General features: G+C 28.0%; 11 protein-coding genes. All 11 read right to left on the bottom strand.

The window, feature by feature from the left end; translation table 11 throughout:
• Window positions 1–13: 13 nt before the first annotated feature.
• The 11 genes from D2A34_RS19170 to D2A34_RS19125 all read right to left on the bottom strand — a co-directional run bounded on the left by D2A34_RS19170 (window position 14) and on the right by D2A34_RS19125 (window position 18,640).
• Window positions 14–481 (bottom strand): very short patch repair endonuclease, encoded by a 468-nt coding sequence (locus D2A34_RS19170; RefSeq protein ID WP_119367652.1) that lies wholly within the window; start codon window positions 479–481, stop codon window positions 14–16.
• Window positions 482–566: 85 nt separating this feature from the next.
• A complete protein-coding gene (locus tag D2A34_RS19165; RefSeq protein ID WP_119367651.1) occupies window positions 567–974 on the bottom strand; it encodes a hypothetical protein in 408 nt (135 codons plus the stop codon).
• 102 nt (window positions 975–1,076) lie between these two features.
• Window positions 1,077–1,241 carry a hypothetical protein gene (locus D2A34_RS26870; RefSeq protein ID WP_182629428.1) on the bottom strand — a complete coding sequence of 55 codons (165 nt, stop codon included), beginning with the start codon at window positions 1,239–1,241 and terminating at the stop codon, window positions 1,077–1,079.
• A 187-nt stretch (window positions 1,242–1,428) separates the two neighbouring features.
• Window positions 1,429–3,324 (bottom strand): DUF1998 domain-containing protein, encoded by a 1,896-nt coding sequence (gene drmB / locus D2A34_RS19160; RefSeq protein ID WP_207669028.1) that lies wholly within the window; start codon window positions 3,322–3,324, stop codon window positions 1,429–1,431.
• Window positions 3,317–6,967, bottom strand: a complete 3,651-nt coding sequence (locus tag D2A34_RS19155; protein ID WP_119367649.1) for a helicase-related protein — start codon at window positions 6,965–6,967, stop codon at window positions 3,317–3,319. Before D2A34_RS19155 ends, drmB begins: the two co-directional genes overlap by 8 nt.
• On the bottom strand, window positions 6,968–9,595 hold the full coding sequence (locus tag D2A34_RS19150) for a DrmE family protein (protein ID WP_119367648.1): 2,628 nt from the start codon (window positions 9,593–9,595) through the stop codon (window positions 6,968–6,970).
• 264 nt (window positions 9,596–9,859) lie between these two features.
• On the bottom strand, window positions 9,860–11,485 hold the full coding sequence (locus D2A34_RS19145) for a DNA cytosine methyltransferase (protein ID WP_119367647.1): 1,626 nt from the start codon (window positions 11,483–11,485) through the stop codon (window positions 9,860–9,862).
• A 22-nt stretch (window positions 11,486–11,507) separates the two neighbouring features.
• Window positions 11,508–13,262: an AIPR family protein gene (locus D2A34_RS19140; protein WP_119367646.1), complete on the bottom strand. Its 1,755-nt coding sequence runs from the start codon at window positions 13,260–13,262 to the stop codon at window positions 11,508–11,510.
• The gene (locus D2A34_RS19135) at window positions 13,262–14,263 is read right to left on the bottom strand and encodes a PD-(D/E)XK motif protein (RefSeq protein ID WP_119367645.1); all 1,002 of its coding nucleotides are present in this window, start codon (window positions 14,261–14,263) and stop codon (window positions 13,262–13,264) included. Before D2A34_RS19135 ends, D2A34_RS19140 begins: the two co-directional genes overlap by 1 nt.
• Window positions 14,250–17,123 carry a Z1 domain-containing protein gene (locus tag D2A34_RS19130; RefSeq protein ID WP_119367644.1) on the bottom strand — a complete coding sequence of 958 codons (2,874 nt, stop codon included), beginning with the start codon at window positions 17,121–17,123 and terminating at the stop codon, window positions 14,250–14,252. Before D2A34_RS19130 ends, D2A34_RS19135 begins: the two co-directional genes overlap by 14 nt.
• On the bottom strand, window positions 17,120–18,640 hold the full coding sequence (locus D2A34_RS19125) for an ATP-binding protein (RefSeq protein ID WP_119367643.1): 1,521 nt from the start codon (window positions 18,638–18,640) through the stop codon (window positions 17,120–17,122). Before D2A34_RS19125 ends, D2A34_RS19130 begins: the two co-directional genes overlap by 4 nt.
• Window positions 18,641–18,816 lie beyond the last annotated feature (176 nt).

The raw sequence follows: 18,816 nt of genomic DNA, 5'->3' as shown, positions 1-18,816 counted from the left end.
TATTAAATTTGTATTACTCAAGATCATCTTCATCAATTACTTCTTCATATTTTTGTTCAATCATCAAATGAAACATTGTATCCTCGATTTCTTTAATGCATTCATCAGTATTTCTTAAAATATCCTTTCCCCAAAATCTTATTACTGTCCATCCTAAATTTGATAACTGCTTATCTATTTCAACATCCCTCTTTATATTGTTAGAAATCTTCTTTATCCAATATTCACTATTGTTACTTTTCCCTAACCTTATCTTCTGTTTATCCCAATCCTTCCCATGAAAAAATTCACCATCACAAAAAATAGCTATTTTATGTTTAGTCAAAACTATATCAGGCTTTCCAGGCAATTCTTTGTAGTTTTTTCTATACCTATAGCCATTATTCCATAAAGCCTTACATAGCTTCATTTCAATTTTTGTGTTTTTACTTTTTATATTTTGCATATTCTTTTGACGCTGTTCTTTTGTTAAATTATCCATGTTGCAACACCTTTAACTATAAATAAGCTATAGGATATATAATTAACAATTTTAAAACTTTTTATAATAGTATTTATGAATACTATTAAGCATTCCCATATAGTTCTAAAATAATTGCAAAAATCTTATTAAGTTTTTCATTTGTATCTGCATTTAGAACAATCCAATCAGGTCCGTTATGCTTTGTAGTTTTGTAGCTTAAATCTTTTAAATCTAATTTGTATTCATTTCTCCAAATATGAAAACTCAACTCATTTTTTAGAGGTCTTACTAAGACAAAATTTCTTTCGACACGTTCTCCTCTATAATTTGATCCCATAGCCACATATCGGTATTCTTCCATTTCTGGATTATTGACTGCAATATTATTTTCTATTGCAAAATCAACACTCTTTTTAAAAAATTCTCTTGATAAATCACTAACTTTCATATATTTCTTGCTTAATGTAATACTTCCCGCTAGTAGGCTTTCTAAACTATATTCTTTTATCATATCTACACCCCAAAATATATTAAATCAAATAACTAGTCTTTATGATCATCTGATACAAAATCTGCATAGCATGATTGACTAGTTATTCTTCCCTCTCTCTTATTAATCCTTTATATAATCTGAAATATCCAAATTATATTCTTCTGCTTGTTGAATCAGTTCCTTTTCATTTGCACTATCAACAGTAACAATAAGCGGCATAATCCCTGATGCTCCTATTTTATTTAATAAATCTTTTTTCAATTTCTTATAATCTATTTTATCCATAAACTAACGCTTATCCATTATTGATCATATTCTTTAAAAGTAACATTTTACATTTCTCTTATTTCATCTTCAATTTTATTCTTTAATTTCTTTTCATAAATATCCGTAAATCTTGCAGGTTCGAAATATATTTCCAATCCTTCAATCATTTTTTCTATTGTCATAGTTTAACTCTCCCTTTTTGTATTTAATCTATATAATAATTTAATATACTACTAAAAAACCCCATATCCCTATCTTCTAATTCCCCTACAATAAGTGCTCTATCTAACAAAATATTAAATTCTTCACAACTTGTTTCTGAAATAAGAGTACATGCATGGCAAGCTGATAAATTTAAACCATCTCTTCCTTGTCCATGACTATCAATACATACTGGATCTGATGAGCACCACATTGCTTTTCTTACTGCGTTCAATATAATTTTCGGTAACATATCAGATTTTCCTTGTCTAACAAGACCTCCTAATGTACCTTCAGAATCGCCTGATGATGTATATATTAAAATTCCACTCATATTAGCAGAATTTTCTTTTGTATTACAATAAATTCTTTCTGTTAATGAAGCTGAATCATAGCCACATTCAAAACTCAATTCTCTAATAAGAAGATGTGCAAATGTATGCAATAAAACAAACTTAGGTGTTATTTCTCTAGTTTTATTTCCACGTTTCTTTTCTCTTTCATTATATCTTGCATTTAAAACTCCAATACTTTCATATATTTTAGGATGTTTTTCTATCCAATCTTCTATGATACTATTGTTCAATTCAATAAAAATACCTTCTCCTCTAGCTTCATACGCTGGATACCAATTAGTTTCTTTTTCTTTTATAGAAACTAATCCTCCATTCTTAGCTTTACTTTCAAATCCTGCCATGGCATCGGCTTCTGTTGGCTTTAATCTGCTAAATCCAACTAAAGCTCTAACTTCCCTTAACTTTTTCACTAATGTAACTTTAGATAGGCCATAAATATTATAAGCATCAATATTTTTCTGTATTTCTATTTTAAAGTCTTTTTCATCCATACATTCTGGAGGTATATCTCCTGTTAAAGCATTATATTCTTCTATTCTATATTGTTCTTTAGTTTCAATGTATTCTCCATTTTCAGCATTAAAAGTTTTATCTAAAATAATTTTAACTATTTTTTCATCTTGATGAATATCTTTGGCTATTTTTTCCACATATGAATCAATTATTTTTTCTTTCCCTTTCATTTCAACATAATCTTCATCCTGTAATATTTCTATTAAAGATGAAAACTTATTACTTTGTTTAACCAATGAATTTATTTCACTTGAATATGGTGGTATAACTATGGAACTAACAACCTTAGCAAAATATATATTAAGGGCGCCACGTTGTATGCTTTGAGGAGTTTGAGTGCATTTTTCTCTTTTGCCTTTCCATGGTATATTTCCAGTGCATTTATAAATAATTTTATTTTTTACAGATTCATCATCGCTAAATGCTTCTTTATTAAATGCACCCTTCATACTAGCTTTTGCTCCGCATTTACATTCTATAACCAGCCCTTCCAATCCTAATGCACTGCTGGAATTTTTTATTCTAAGTTGTGGTTTTCCACACATAACTCTAGCTTTATCTTTCCCATGAACCCACTCTACCCAGGGAAAATCATCAATATGTCCCTCTTCGCAAGTTACAAGTATTCCAGCTGGAACAAGCTGCATATTACACTCCATACATTTTGGTGTAGTCATATTGGGATTCTTAGATCTTTTATTAGGTATAAACTCTTTTTCCCATTCTTCAAGTGATCTAAGTCTTTTACACTTCGGACAAAAATACCATCTAGGAAATCTTACAAATGGTATTCCACTTATTTGATTTTTATCAGGAGGCAGGCAAAATTTATCAACTCCTAATAATCTTTCTAGTCTTTCATCATGTATTTCTTGCGAATGATTAATAGTCCAATACTCTGGTGCAGCAACCATTAATGTTTGATCTTTAAAATCAATCATAGAACCAACACCAAATGGAGCTATTGCCTGAGAAAATCTAACATTGTACGAAGCAGGAGGCAATGAGATTTTTTTCTTAATATTATTCATTAGTATCATCTCCAAACTCAATTATTTCTGCGCCAGCTTGATTATCAATATTTCTCATGGACTGCATTGTAGGGAATGAATTTCTATAGTCATCTTCTAAATAAGGAACTAATAAATTTTTATCTGCTTTCTTTGAATAATAATGTACCTCTTCATCAGAATTTGCAGTATCAATTTTATCTATCCATTTACTTATTATTTCATTAAGTTCTTTCTTAGTTTTAATTGTTATATCTTTTTCTTGGCTATTATCTAATTCTTCAGCTCTCTTAAAGATGAAATCCTTAATTTTATCTAAACCTTCTATATTATTTTTAAATATCTTTGCATCTTCATTTCCATTTAGTTTTAATATATGTCTTACCATACTTATAAAAACTGCATGCAGTGCTCTTTCCCTTGCCTGCTCTGAAAATGGTGTAATGCTTGTTGGCTCAACATATTTGTAAAATGTTTGATGATATGGATAGAACAACTCATAATGAGATCTATCTCTAGTCTTAGATGCATTATATAATGTAAAAACTAACCCCGGATATCTTCTTCCAACTCTGCTTGTTGCTTGAATATATTCTGAAGTCTGCTTAGGCTGTCCGCTAGCTACCATTAAATCCAGCCTGCTTACGTCAACTCCAACACTTATCATGTTTGTAGCTAACAATACGTCTATTGCATGATTTATATTATCTTTCTTTTTATCTTCTGAATCCACTTCTCCAGTTTGATATGTGTTTTCTAAATTTTTTAAAGTTTTTACTATAGCCGTAGAGGATAATCTGCTTGTTAACTCATTTGGTATTCCGGCATATCTTATATCCCTACTCTTCATTAGTCTTTTCATATATCTTATATTATTACTTGCTATATCATCCTTAACTAATGTAGATGTTTTTCCTAATTCTCTTATTGAATTAAAATACCCAACTAATGTCCAGTACTTGTCCATTACTTCTTCAGAAGTATCTATAAATCTCAAGGATTCCAATAATGCAGTATATAATCTTATTTGTGTTGTTGTAGTTGTTTTTCCTGACGGCATTAAACCAACATATAATCTTCCTGGTTTTTCTTCAATTGAAACTTCTTTAGTAAAAAAGCAGTCTTCAATATTTAAACCTGAAGGCGGAAATTGTGATACATCTCTATCAAATAACATTTTGCATTGTTCTTTTGCTCTTTTTATAGTTGCTGTAGAAGAAATTATCTTAGGTTTTATTCCCTTCGCACTACACATTGCATCAATTGCTGTTTCATATAATCCTACAATTGTTCCCAATGGTCCAGATATTAAATGTAGCTCATCTTGAATAATTAATTCAGGACTTTTAGTATTATTATCTTTGTTTAAAGCAAATAAGTTAGATACTTCACCTTTCCAAGGTAATGTTGCAAACTTATCTACAGTTCCAAAAAGCAGTGTCGGAGGATTATTATATAGCTCTTCATCAACTACTTGAATAGGAAGCTTTTTACTAAAATCACACTTTGATTCTGGGCAATAAATAATTTTCTTTTTGTCATAGTTATATCCCCATAATCCTTCCTTTTTACCATCAACAAATTCCATTTCAAGCTTTGTTCCGCACCAAGGACATTTTAATATTTGAAATTTATTGTGTTTTATTTTTCTTGATTCTAATTCCTCTTTATTACTGACAGCTTTTGTTAATTCCTTATATTCAGATTTTGCATCTGCATTTGTATTTGGTGTTGGATCTCCTCCCACCCATAATCCAATTGATATCTCTTCATCTCCAAGGTTATAACTTCTATTTTTAGCACTTTCTCTTCTTATAACTTCACATGCACAAATAAGTATAGATGCTCTTATAAATTGTTGTGATGCTAATAATCTTAAAGTATATCTCATTATGATGGTTGTACCGCCACCATTTACTGGATCATTCAATCTTCTTAAAAATATAGTAAATCCAGTTAATCCCAGATAGGCTTCAGTCTTACCACCGCCTGTTGGTATCCATATTAAATCAACAATATCTCTTTCTTCACAGTTAGGGTTGCATATTGATTCAATATTCATTAAAATAAATGCTAATTGGAATGCCCTCCAGCTTGCATCCTTCTTTTCTATATTATAGTAATCAAATTTAGGCATATCTTTGTCCATAGGAAATCTATCATGTTCACTTCCTGTTAATGTTGAATGTACTCTTTGCATTAACATAGCCCTATTCATTAATGAGAAAGCATCATATGAATCTTTATCTTCACTTAAAATATTTATTCCTTTCTTTATTCTAAGTAGTATTTTTTCACATTCACTAATTTGATTTTTTATTATTTTATCGTTATATTTTTCTTTTAATTCATTTCCTAGTTCTTTAAGATTTCCTATCCATTGTTCATAAGCATTAGCAAATTTACTTAATAAAGTAATTTTTTTGTCTCTGCTTATATCTGAAATATCTGATAAAACAAACATAGATAGTACTTCTTTGCTTTCTTCCCCTAATTCTTTTATTTCAAAATCCAATTGAGGAATTTCAAAGCTTGGAAAAAAATCAGTATGTACTTCGCCTTTTCCAGTTTTAATATTAACATTTTGTCCTGTTGCAACACCATGCCCTACTGCATAACTTTTTTTATTTCTATATAGTAAATTAAAAACTAATTCTTCATCATCAATAAATTTAGAATTTATATTTTCAATATCTGATCTTTCAATAAACTTAAAATTATTATTATCAGTAGTAACTCTTATTTCTGGTTGGAAAAAGCAGGTTTTATAATTTTTCTTTACTTTTTGGTCATTTACAAGGACAACTGTATAGCTGTAAATTTTATTATCATATTTCTTTCTTAGAACTGTTAACTTTAATACTCCACTGTTCTCATTTACGTCTCCATCTTCATTAATAAAAATTTTATTAAATTCCTTATTTAATGGTATAGTTATATTCTTATTTTCTAAAAATGGATTTCTAACATATCCAGTATGTTTCTTTCCTTCTTCAGATGTGCATAAGTCTGCCAGCTTATATAAAATCTCTTCTACATCTGGCCTTTCAGTTTGTATAGGCCTTCCTGAAACAAGTTCAAATACATTTTTTCTTGATAAATTCTTTTTTAACTTTACTAATCCATCTTCTTGATATAAGTATTCACCTAACGAATACTTATCAATTTCAATATCTTTATCTGCTCTGACAACACAATCTTTAAATTTACTCACTCTATATTTTGCGCAACTTACCTCTACATTCAGTTCCTTGGTATCCCCTTCAGCAAAAAAAGTTAAGCCCATTGCTGATGGTAATGTTTGATTGGCCATACTTATTTCTTCTTGAACTTCTTCCTCATCAGAAGTAGAAGTGTGAATATTATATTTAGTTTTATTTTCTTTTTCTATCTCTCGCTTTTGTTTCTCTATATCCTTCTCTATGTCCTCATTTACTTCTTCACTATCACTATCACTTGATTTTTCTTTTTCAGATTCATCTTGCTCATATAAATTATCTTGCGGAAATAACACCCCTAGTGAATATCTATCTAATGGTGAATCTGATATCACTTCATATTTTATATCAGCTCCTATATCTTCTGATCCAGGTCCTATCATTTCTGCTCTTGTTCTTTCTACTATTTCTTTTCTTACCCTGATGCACTCTTTTATATCTATCATTTATTCATCCCTCTCAATCACCTTGTTTACATGTTGTGAACTTAATTCCTCATGAATACTTTCAATTGAAGAAATTATTCCTATATATGCGTACTTATCTAAATCACCTATTGTATTCTTTACGATTTTATAAATTTCATCATTTTGTTCATTATTATTTATTACAGAATTTATTATTATTTTTGCAATTGCTTTTCTTATTTGTCTTTGTATGCTTCTTTCCTGTCTGCACGCATTTATAACTTCCTCCAGCTTATCATTTAAAGTTATGTCCTTTACTATGTCTGCAATAAATTTAATGTCCTTTACATCTTGGGGTCCAATTATATTTCCGTTCAACCAATTTACAATAGCTGAATGTGTAATTTGTTTACCATATATTCTAAGTTTATTACTGATGTCTTTTTCTGTTAAGTCATCTTTTTGCATATAAACTTTCAAACAATTTTTCCACAAATTATTAAGTTTAAAATACTCACCATATTCATCATTAAATATCTTATTTCCTAAAAGCTCTTTAATAATTACTTTTACTATATCTTCTTCTCCAGACAATTTACTTTTTGTAAAAATCATTTCATCTCCAACATTTAATTCTGTGATACTTTTTTGCTTTATATCATTGCTATTTCTATCTACTATATTAGCCTGATAATTATCTGATAAAAATGAATAATTCTCATCTTCAAAAGTAACTATTTTATTTACCTGCATTGTACTATTAGACATTCCTCTGCTGGCTTTATCTTCATTAATAAAAAGCTTTATTTTATTTTCTTGTATAACTCTTTGAACTTCCGACTCAATTTCATTAAATTTTTCCTCTTCATTATATGACTGTTTGTTTTCAATAAAATTAGATTTAACTAAAAGATGCTCCACAATTCTTGGCAGGTCATAATCCTCATTATTTGACAATTTATTATTTTTTAATATTAAATTTAACATCTCAGTATTTTTTCTTATCAATGACTTAACTCTAATTTTTTCTCTTCTATAAGCTACTATATTTATACATCTAACTATATTTGTATTTAGAATATTTAAATATTTATTTTCATAATAAGCAGGAATTATTATAGCTTCATTTTGATAAATCTCTGTTTTCTTATCAATTTTCTTTATGCTTAAATTTGATTTTCTAAGAGTTCTGAAATACTCTTCTAACTTACCGATTTCATCAATATTTTTTATGTCTAATAATGATTTATTATTTTTTAATATTTTGTTTTTAATTGTTTCTATTTTATAGTTATTAAATTTTAAGAACTCAATAATTTTTTCAATTTCAAAAATTATATTATTCATTAAGTTATGTTCAACTCTTTGTACTGGAAATAAGTTCATAATCTCTTTTAGCATATTAACTCTATAAATTAAACCTTTTTGATTATCTTCACATTTATTTAATGGTAAAAGAGAGTGTTCTAGTTTATTACATAAAAAATACGATATTTTTATATACTCTAGTATTTTTATATTATTATCCGAATAATCAAATAAGTCTTTTAATTTTTGATTTATATTATAAATATTTTCATTTAAAATTTCAGAATTTTCAACTTCATAAACATGAACATCTTTATTAAGTAAATTTTCTATCATATGATTATTTCTTAGTTGTAAATTTGATGGTATATATGCTGCAAATTTATTATATAAATTAATATTTTCTAAAATCACCTCTTTAGATAAGGCATATACATTAAACGGCTCATCATCCTTGACTAATAATGAAAAATCAAAATTACTTTCCCATGTATCAATTACTAATATTTTTCTTATACTATCCATCATGCCAGCTTGTCTTAATTCAGTTTCCAAAGAATCTTTATATGTTTTATCTCCTATTAAGACAATATTCTTTACATTTTCATCATCTCTAATGATATCGATTGCTGTATTGATATTAGAAACAAATTTTATAATAGGGTTTTCTTTAGTCCTATTCCCTTTAAAATATTCATAATTATCCTCTGATGTATAATATGCAAATGAAAATAACTCCGATATCGCATGATTTTCTTCTTCAAAATTTATTTCTATTGAATTAATTAAGTTGTACAACTCTTCTTTTTGTTCAAATACAACAATTGTACTCTCTTTAATTACACCATTTAATTGTGCAGTATTAACATCCGTTATTTTAGAAATAAATTTCTTTGTTATATTGTATCTTTGGGAAACTCCATTTACTTTATTAATTCTACTTGCTTGTCCGTTATATACTGACAATAAATATTGCTTTTCGCGTGGTATCATAGTTTTAGAATTATCTTTTTCCAATAAATATATGTATTCTTTTTTCTCTCTTTCATCTATATCTATCTTATTAAATACCACAATTCTTCCATTATAGAATACTTTGTCTCCATTTTTTATAGTATCTAAAATATTGTTATCTGGATTTTTCATGTTTTCATAATATTGTTTTATAGATAAAACGATAATTAATAATATTGATAAAAGCTCTTTTTCAATTCCAATAAAAAGTATTTTTCTATCAGTATTATCAAATATATGAATTATATTTTTTAACATTAGTTCTTCAAAAGATTTAAATTGTATAATTTCTTTTTTATATCTTATTTTTAATGTTTTAATATTATTTAATAACATTTTCTCCATCTCTAAATTGACTCCTATGCCTATAAAATTTTATATTTACGTAATTGTATGAGTTTAAAATTATTATTTATACTGGGTATCTATATCTAAAAAATAGACTGTTCCTTTATATTTTAATACATTTTTTCACTTTTTCCTATAATATTCCATATATTTCACAATAATTAATTATATAAAAAAGTCTAACTTATTAATTATAAGTTAGACCCTTATACAAAAATTAATTCTTATCCAATTTCTTATTAACAAATACAAATATAGCTTTTATAATTTAAACTTATCTTTAATATCTTTTAATTTTTCAAATTCTAAATCCCCTAATAATTCCAAAACTTTTTCAGCAATAGCTCGTCCTAACAATGGCGGAACTGCATTACCAATTTGCTGATACACCGAATCTTTAGTCCCAATAAATTTATAATCATCTGGAAAGCTCTGCAATCTAGCCGCTTCCCGAGCACTAATAGCCCTATCTAATTCAGGATGTATCCACATTGATTTACGTACATTAACAACTGTGTCTGAAGGTTGATTATATACAAGCCTCTTATATATTGTATTCTGAGTTCTTTCTGGATTTTCATATGTGCCTTTTAAATCATCTGGAAGTGAATGGAAATTACTTCCTTGGGCAATATGCTTAAATCTTTCTTTAGCGAGGTCGCCTGTATTTGTACATGCGTGATTAAGTATCTTCCCTCTTTTTATAATTAAATCATTAAAATATGAAGATTTTATCTTGAAATCTTTTCTCTTAATTTCATAACTCATGTCGCTAACTGATGGTTCGTAATTTTTCAAATCATATATTGCTTGTTTAACATTAACATATTCCTCTTTTTTAAAAATAGATTCAGGTAATTCTATATCTTTATCTATTATAAGTTCTTCTTTCATTCCTATTAGTATAAATCTCTCACGTGATTGAGGAACTCCAAATGCAGCCGCATTAACAATTCCATCCTTGAAAGAATAACCTAAGTAAAGAAACGATTGCTTAATATAATCTATAACATAATATGTATCCATCCTAGATATTATCTGATTATCTTCAAGTAGTATTTCATTAATCACATGCCCATCATTAAGTTCTCTAACACCTTTGAAAACACCTTGAATATCACAAAACAACCCTAATTTAATTAATTCATCTTCATTTAATTTATTGGTTAATAGTAGATTTTCAAGTAAATGCACTATGGCTTTTTTTAACTTTTCATACCATTCAAAATCATATACTATATTTTTCATCTTATCAATTATTGTTTTTAAAGGTTTTATATTAATTTGCTTTGATAAATATTCATCAAAATTTTTCTTTCTTTTAAGTAGTGTTCTTAAGCAAAAATACTCCTTTTCAGATAACATAAGATTGTAAAAATCGTGATATAGCAAATCATAAATTTCATTAACAAGATCATTTTTATCATAAAGAATATTATCCTTTTTATTAATTTTTAATTTCAATTCGTCTTTAATGTAACTTTCATCTTCTACAGTCAAGTAAAAAGAATGCTTATCAGACGCGATTGTTTTGACATTTTCCATTACAAATATTTTAGGCTGTAATTCCTTAATTGCTCCAACATATCTTTTCACTAATTCATTGTTTCCATTAATAATCTTTCTCTTCTGCCTATTAGCATTTGAAAACCCTTGACATGGTGGACCTCCAATAACAACATCTACTTCTCCTACATTTTCTAGAATCTCTTTAAAATCCACATCTTTTATATCTTTATATCTATTAACATGCTTATTATTATACTGATAAGTTTTAGCTGCATTATCATTATTTTCAACAAAAGCTTTTATTTCAAACTTACCTGTCATTTCAAATCCCAGACTCAGTCCGCCGGCCCCTGCAAACAAATCTATTATTTTATACATAAAGTCCTCCCTCAGTTGTAAATTATATTAAGTTATTTTTATATCTATTCTTTAACAAATTCCAGCACTCTTTGTTTTTACACCACTGTGTTATATTTATCCCTTTAACTTCAGGATTCATAAAATGATTCCATACTTTAAATACTAAATCCTCGATAAGTAAAGCCAATTCAGGTGAAATACTTTGATTCTCCCATATGTATTTATTGCCAACTTTATCATTATGATATTCAGCCAACAGAGAAATTGTATAATAATTAACTTGAGCTTTATATCCTCCAAAATTTTGAGTAGCAACAATTTTATCACATTCTATAAACAATATAACTTTTGAAATCATATCAATATATGTCTCTTCATTAGGGCTCTCAATTTCACCTTTTTTGATCATTTCGGAAAACTCAATAAAATTAGTTTCTAACCCCTTACTAACAATATATGGATACTTCAACCACGCCATTATACACTTAGCAGCAACAGTTTTTGATATACACATATTTTTAGGATTTATTTCTTTAAATTTTCTCTTAGTAGCAGGTGTAGGTTGTCTATTCAAATCAACCATATACTGCCCTCTAGCTCGTTCATAATACCATCTCAAGGTTGATTTTCCTTGTTTTGAAGGTACATAAATTTTTCTTGATAAACGTTCCATTTCAATATGATAAGAATCATTTGCACTAAAATCAGACATGTTTATCTTATTTTGACTATTAGCATATTTTGAAATATTGCTTACCATCTCTTCTAATTTTTCTTTTTTACGAATTACTGTAAGTTTCATTTGAACATTTACTTTACTTAATGGCACTTTAGACTGTAAAGCATTATAAATTGAAGCCGTTGTTTGTCCTCCATTTACTATTTGCCAATTTAAAATTTCCCTTACTATTATAGTTCCGTCATTACTCTTCTCTTCATCTATAATTATATCCTCTGCAATTGTAGAAATTCCATTATTATATGCCATAAACATTTCTGGTTCATTTAATAATGTTGACTTTAATCCTTTATTTATCTTTCCAGTTGCTTGTAGAAAAGACCTTACATTTTTTTCTATAAGACGTTGTCCTTCATCCTTATAGATATTTGCAAGACATTCACCCGATATGATTCCTATATAGCAATCATAAGTATCTAAATCCGGTTTGACTTTTATCAATTTCAATGGATAATTATATTTATTTTTAAATCTTATTACCAAGTCTGCCTGTACTTTTTTTTGATACACATATTGACAAACTCTTTCTAAATCCCATACATCAAACTTAACCGTTATGTTATCAATTTTGATATCATTTGGAATATAATTTTTTGCTTCTTTGTTTGTTAATAAAATGATATTTAAATTCTCAATATTATTAATTATAGCCTTAATAAATTCATAAATAACGTATCCTTGACTTGATTCTTCGATGTTCTCATAATATTCCGATTTACATAATCTAAAGAATTTGGTTGCTTGTTTTACAGTCTTATCTATCTCACCCTTTCCAATCTTATCAACTTCAACTCTATTATTAAATACACTAATAATAAGCGTTAATGTCTGAAAATACTCATTATATACGTAACCATTTACTTTAGCTTTCTCTGCCTCTTTCTTATAACTTAAAATTTCACAATTGGCTAAAAGTGATTCTCCTGCTTCAATTACATATGTTGAAAAAATATTAGTAAAAGCATCTTCGCTGCCACAAGGTTGATTATTTTTTTTATATTCTTTTATTTCATCAAGTAATTCATTATTAAATTCCTTCATTTCTTCTGTAATCATTAGATTATCACCTCATTATAAAATGATTCAGCTGTAATCTGAAATCTATCGCATGCATCTAAAGATATTGTATAGCTAATTCCACTTACTCCTTTTGGAATATTACTAGCTACTATTCTGGGAAATCCATCCAGCACATTATAATAACTATCTTCTAATAGAGTAAATTTATAATTGTAAAGTTCTTTACATTGTACTAAATACCCATATTTAAATAGTTTATCATTAAATTCGCTAACTGTCACATCATCTAAAAGATTTTGAATTCTTTCTACTATATCAGATAACTTTTCTCCATCCACAGCACTCTTCCTTAACTTAAAAAATGATAAATATAGATTTCCTGATAACCCTACATTATCTAGTTGATATTCACTACTTATTTTTATCATATTCTGTTCTTTTCTGCTGGAGCTTTTTACTTCTACCGTATTTTTATCGATGTAAAAGTCATGTGTTTCTCCTTCACACCCACTCCAGCAATACACCATTCTTGAACCCCTAATCTTTATTAATTTCTCTAGCATTAGTAATTCTGCATATAGTCCTTGTTGTTCTATTTCTTGCATAACAAGTGAATTTTCATTTTTAAAAAAATTTTTCCATTTTGATAAGATTAAATTTAATAGCTTGCCCAAATCGTTGACTGATGATATTTTTTCCATATTGTTTATGATATCTTGCATAACTGCCTCATATATTTTTGCTTCATATCCTTCTAACTGGGAAAAAATAATATATTCATTGCTTCCTGATTCATCATTTATTATAGAAATTCGTTGCTCCATACCTTTCCATTTGGGCAATGTTTTTAATAAATCCATATCATAATTATTTCCTAACAAAAATGATATTTCTCGTTTATTCATATCGTTCTGTAAACTAATTATTATTGAACACCCATTTTTAAATGAAAATTTTCTAGATAGTATTCTCTTTAGTTTATATTGCTCTTTTTTAAAATCTGCTAGAATGTCTAAAAAAATATTATTCAAGTACATCTTCTTCCTCCCCTTTTGCTGCTATCGAGTTAAGTACATATGATATTGACTTTCCATTTCCAGGAGGAAATACTACAGCTAACCCAAATGGATTCTTATGTTCCGTCCCTTCTATATTAAAAAGACTTGTAGAGGATTCTTTTTTCTTATGATCAATTGGATAAATTAATAATAATGCATTCTCTTTATCTTTACGCAATTCAGCTCTAATATACGAAGATTTATACTTTTCATTTCCTTTTTCATCCTGCTTCTCCATGTCCAATGCCTTTTTATATTTATCCTTATCAAAGTCAAAATATTCATGGCCTTTTGATTTTAACATTTGAACAGAACAATACATTCTTTCTTCATCTAAATTTATTCCTTCTTTTCTTCTAGTTATTCCTCCATTTACATCAACCCCTGCTATTCTAAATCCATTCTTTCTTTCACCGCTATTAATCATACATATGGTCCAATTTATCAAATAGTTATCCTTCATTTGTTCTTTAATATATTCTGAAATATTATGCCCATTAACCTTATTAGCATATTTTGATGTTTTATATTCTTCAAAAAAGTCTACCACTAATCTCCCCGGAACGTTTTCCCAAAAATAGTGACTATTATCAGTTCCATTTCTACCAAGTTTCTCAAAGTGTTCATTAGAATCTACCTTGTTCCCTGCTCTTAATAACAATCTTTCTATTGCATCAAAGTTATCTTGATACTGCTTAATATCAACATCAATATCTCTTGTTATTGTTAATGTATTTCCAAAATCCAATTTCTGCTCAAAACCTGATTTAACTTTATTAGGATTTGATATCATTAAAATTGGATGCGTTGCAACTCTCAAACCGAAATCTTTTGGTTTTGCATTCACATCACACATATACGAAATTTGTCCTCGTAAATTATCTGTTGCGAACGCTACTCGTGCAAACCAATTATATACCGTATCTGTTATAAATATTCTGCATAAATCCGCATATTTATGTCTAAATCCAAACCATCTACCCATTTGCATAAGAGAATCATAATATTTCGATTCTCTTGTGAAATAGCTTACAGATAGACCTTCAAGAGTTAAACCTCTTGAAAATTTATCTCCACCAATTGCTATTACATTGTATTCTTTGCCTTCATTTTCTTTATAACATAAAGTATCCTTGCTATCTCCATTTATCATATGGATTTTTATCAATTCTTCATTCATAAGCCTCTTAATCTCATTAATAACTGACTTATACTCTATTAGTTCTACGCCATTCATATATTTTTCAAAATCCTGCATCATTTTTTGAGTAGTAGGTACAAAATCACTTTCCCATAATTGTTTCAACTCAAATAAAATTTTAGTATCTCCGTCAATTATCATACTTTGTAATATGTCATAATATTCTTTAACTTTTCGTTCTATAGAAGAATGCATATTTTTAATTCTTGCCACATGAATTAACATTGTATTAGGTTTGCATTTTTCTCCTCTACAATTTCTTGTAGCAATAGCCATAATAAAAGTTAGTATTGCTTTCTTTAAACTTTTTGGTAACTCTCCAACTTTTTTATTTTTCACATCTACAAAATTTTCTTCCAATATTTTTCGTGTCAATGGCATTGTATCAATTTCCCCATTACCCTCATCATCAACTTCGTTAGTATTGCTACCAAAATATTCATTTGCCCCTATATATCTATGAGGTTTAGGTAAACTTATAATACAATCTGCAGGAAATAAATCATTTCCTAACTCACCAATACTACTCTTAGGTGTTAAATTTCCAATATCATTAGGGATAAATATATTAGCATAAGGTGTAGCAGTATATCCAACATATGATCTACATTTAAAATGATCTAATAATTTTCTGACTAATATGTTAATAGTAGTCGCATCATACTCATCTTTAATATTTCCCTGATCATCATATGCATATTTTGTATTAACTGAAGCCTGATCTGCCTCATCATCAATTAGCAATAGTGGATATTTAGATGCCATATAAAATTTATTTGTTTCTTCATCCTTTGAAATTTGACTATTACTTTCAATATTTTCTATCAAATTTTCTAATGTCGATTTAGTTTTCTTCGTTACAATTATTGTTGGAATATCCGGTGTAGTTGTTATTTTAGAACGAGCCTTAGAAAAATCACCTTTCTCATCTCTAAAAGTCAAAGTTTGTACATAATTTGCATTTGCAATATTACCAACTCCTATTTTATTTTTCTCAGCTCGCTCTCTTTGAAGCTGCCTAGCCTTCGAGTCAGTTTCATAACCCAGCACTTCTTCATCAATTCTAGATTGGGTTTGACTCCTCAAATTATTGTGAATTCCAGCCAGAACTATAATATACTTATATCCTGCATCTAAAGCTTTATTAATAAGTCCAATATAATTTGCAGTTTTTCCTGATTGTACATATCCAACCACCATAGCCCTTCGTTCCATTGCCACTCCTAAATTCGGATTAGATATAGCATTAAGTAAAATATCAGTAGTATTATCTATGCTTTTTTTTATTGCACTTCTTTCCCAACCTTTTTTATCATATAAGTATTTGTAATACCTATTCCAAAACTTTAGATTATTTTTATTTTCAATTCTATACTCTTTCCACCATTCTTCATTTTCAGCTTCTTCTCCCAGAAGAATTATCGGTTTTTCTTCTTCCCTTTCTTGACTAATTCTCCTATTTAGGTATTCTCTCAATCCTTCAATACTATTTACTTCATCTTTAAATTTATTAATCGTTTCCTCAATAGACTTTAAAATTACATTATCAATATCGGATAAATCACCAGCTTGTACTTTTTTATCACATAACATATATGCAATTTCATATATCTCTAGCTCTTGTTCATTATTGTTCATTCTCTATTTCCCCCATCAATAATTTTTTTCAAATCTGAAGATAATAAATACGAGTATTCAGGCATTTCATTAATCACATCATAAATTTCTTCTTTTTCGTAACTTAATTTCTTTAAGATCTTGATTTTCTCTTCTATACGGATGATATCTTTGTATTTTATTTCGTCATCTATTTTTTGAGTAGATTTGTTATTCATATCAACTATCCCACACATCATGGCTGGCGAGTAATTTTCTACAAGACTCAAATAAGTTTTTAATTGTTGTGCTTTATCATCATCTAGTTGTTGTAGTATATTCAAGAGCAACGGATTTTTTTTATTTAAGTAGAACATATATTGACCTAAAGAATTCAAGCGTTGTTCCCATATATATTTTAAATTTCCATTGCTTATGTTAGCTGATTTATTATATGTACCTCTAGAGTTATATACTTTGGCTGAACTTTGAGTCGTTAATAATGCTACCTGCATAACAAGTTCTTCTATCACAACCGGCGGAACTGCTTTTGATTTCTTTATATCTATATTCCAATTAAAATCACTTTCCGATAGCATGTCTAACTTAATTCTTGCTAAATTATATGCCGGTTCTTTTTTCAGTTTTCCAAACCAAGTTCCATATACTAATAGTCTTCTATTACGGTATACATAAAATCCCTGATGATTGAGCCATCCTTTAATTCCTCCTGCTCTATTAAAGGTATTTTCATCTTCAAATTTAGTTTTATGCGGTAATACATATGGTTGAATTGTAACTGTATTTTTTTCATCTTCATATATTTCCATTGATAACTCTTGAGTTGCAACATTATCTATTATAAAAGGATTCCAGGCATTTATTAAATTACCATTAACATAAATTTCTAAGTTATCTTCTTCTATAAATCGATGAAAAATCATAGAAATATGCTTTTTAACTTTAGATATCATTTGATAAAACTTTCCTTTTGATTTTTCTAAATTATCGAAATCTATCATTCTATCTAGGTCTCGTATAATTATTATTGTTCCACAGTCCCATGATTGAAATTGTATTTTTTCTTTTTTGTAATTTAAAATTTCTTCAATTTCCGTTTCGTCTTTTATTAGAATATTCCATTTATCATTATGCTCAATATAATTTAAATCCCATACTGCATTACAATAATTTCCATCATTCTTGGATATAACCAAAAGTCTTTTTCCTAATGAAAATGATGCAGTTTTCATTCCCATCCCAAATCTGCCTAAATCATTAATATTTCTAGTTTCATTTGGATCAGATGATCCAATTTGCATTGCTTTTATTAATTCTTCTGATGACATGCCATCTCCATCATCAGCAATTAAAATTTGCTTTCTATCCCAATCAAACCATATGCATATTTTATTCGCATTAGCTGCAATACTATTATCAATAATATCGGCAATTGCTGTTTCATCTGTATAACCAACAGATCTTAGTGACGCTAATAACATTTTCGCACTTGGTATGGATTCATATTTTTTTATTTTTTCATCTCCTTTAGTTTCCATTACAATACTCCTTTTTATACTACTATCTTTATCTATATATCACATAAAAACTGACTAATCGCCTTTCTTAAACCTATTTAGCTTTCTTATTAAAACTGTTAATAAATTATTCTCCTCTCATTTTTTATAATCCTTTTGTATTTTTAATCTTTAAAACTTCTCATAACATTCTCAAA

This window comes from Clostridium chromiireducens (assembly GCF_003575225.1).
GTDB lineage: Bacteria > Bacillota > Clostridia > Clostridiales > Clostridiaceae > Clostridium > Clostridium chromiireducens.
The sequence above is the reverse complement of the archived record's forward strand: the minus strand, read 5'-3'. Positions and strand labels throughout refer to the sequence as shown.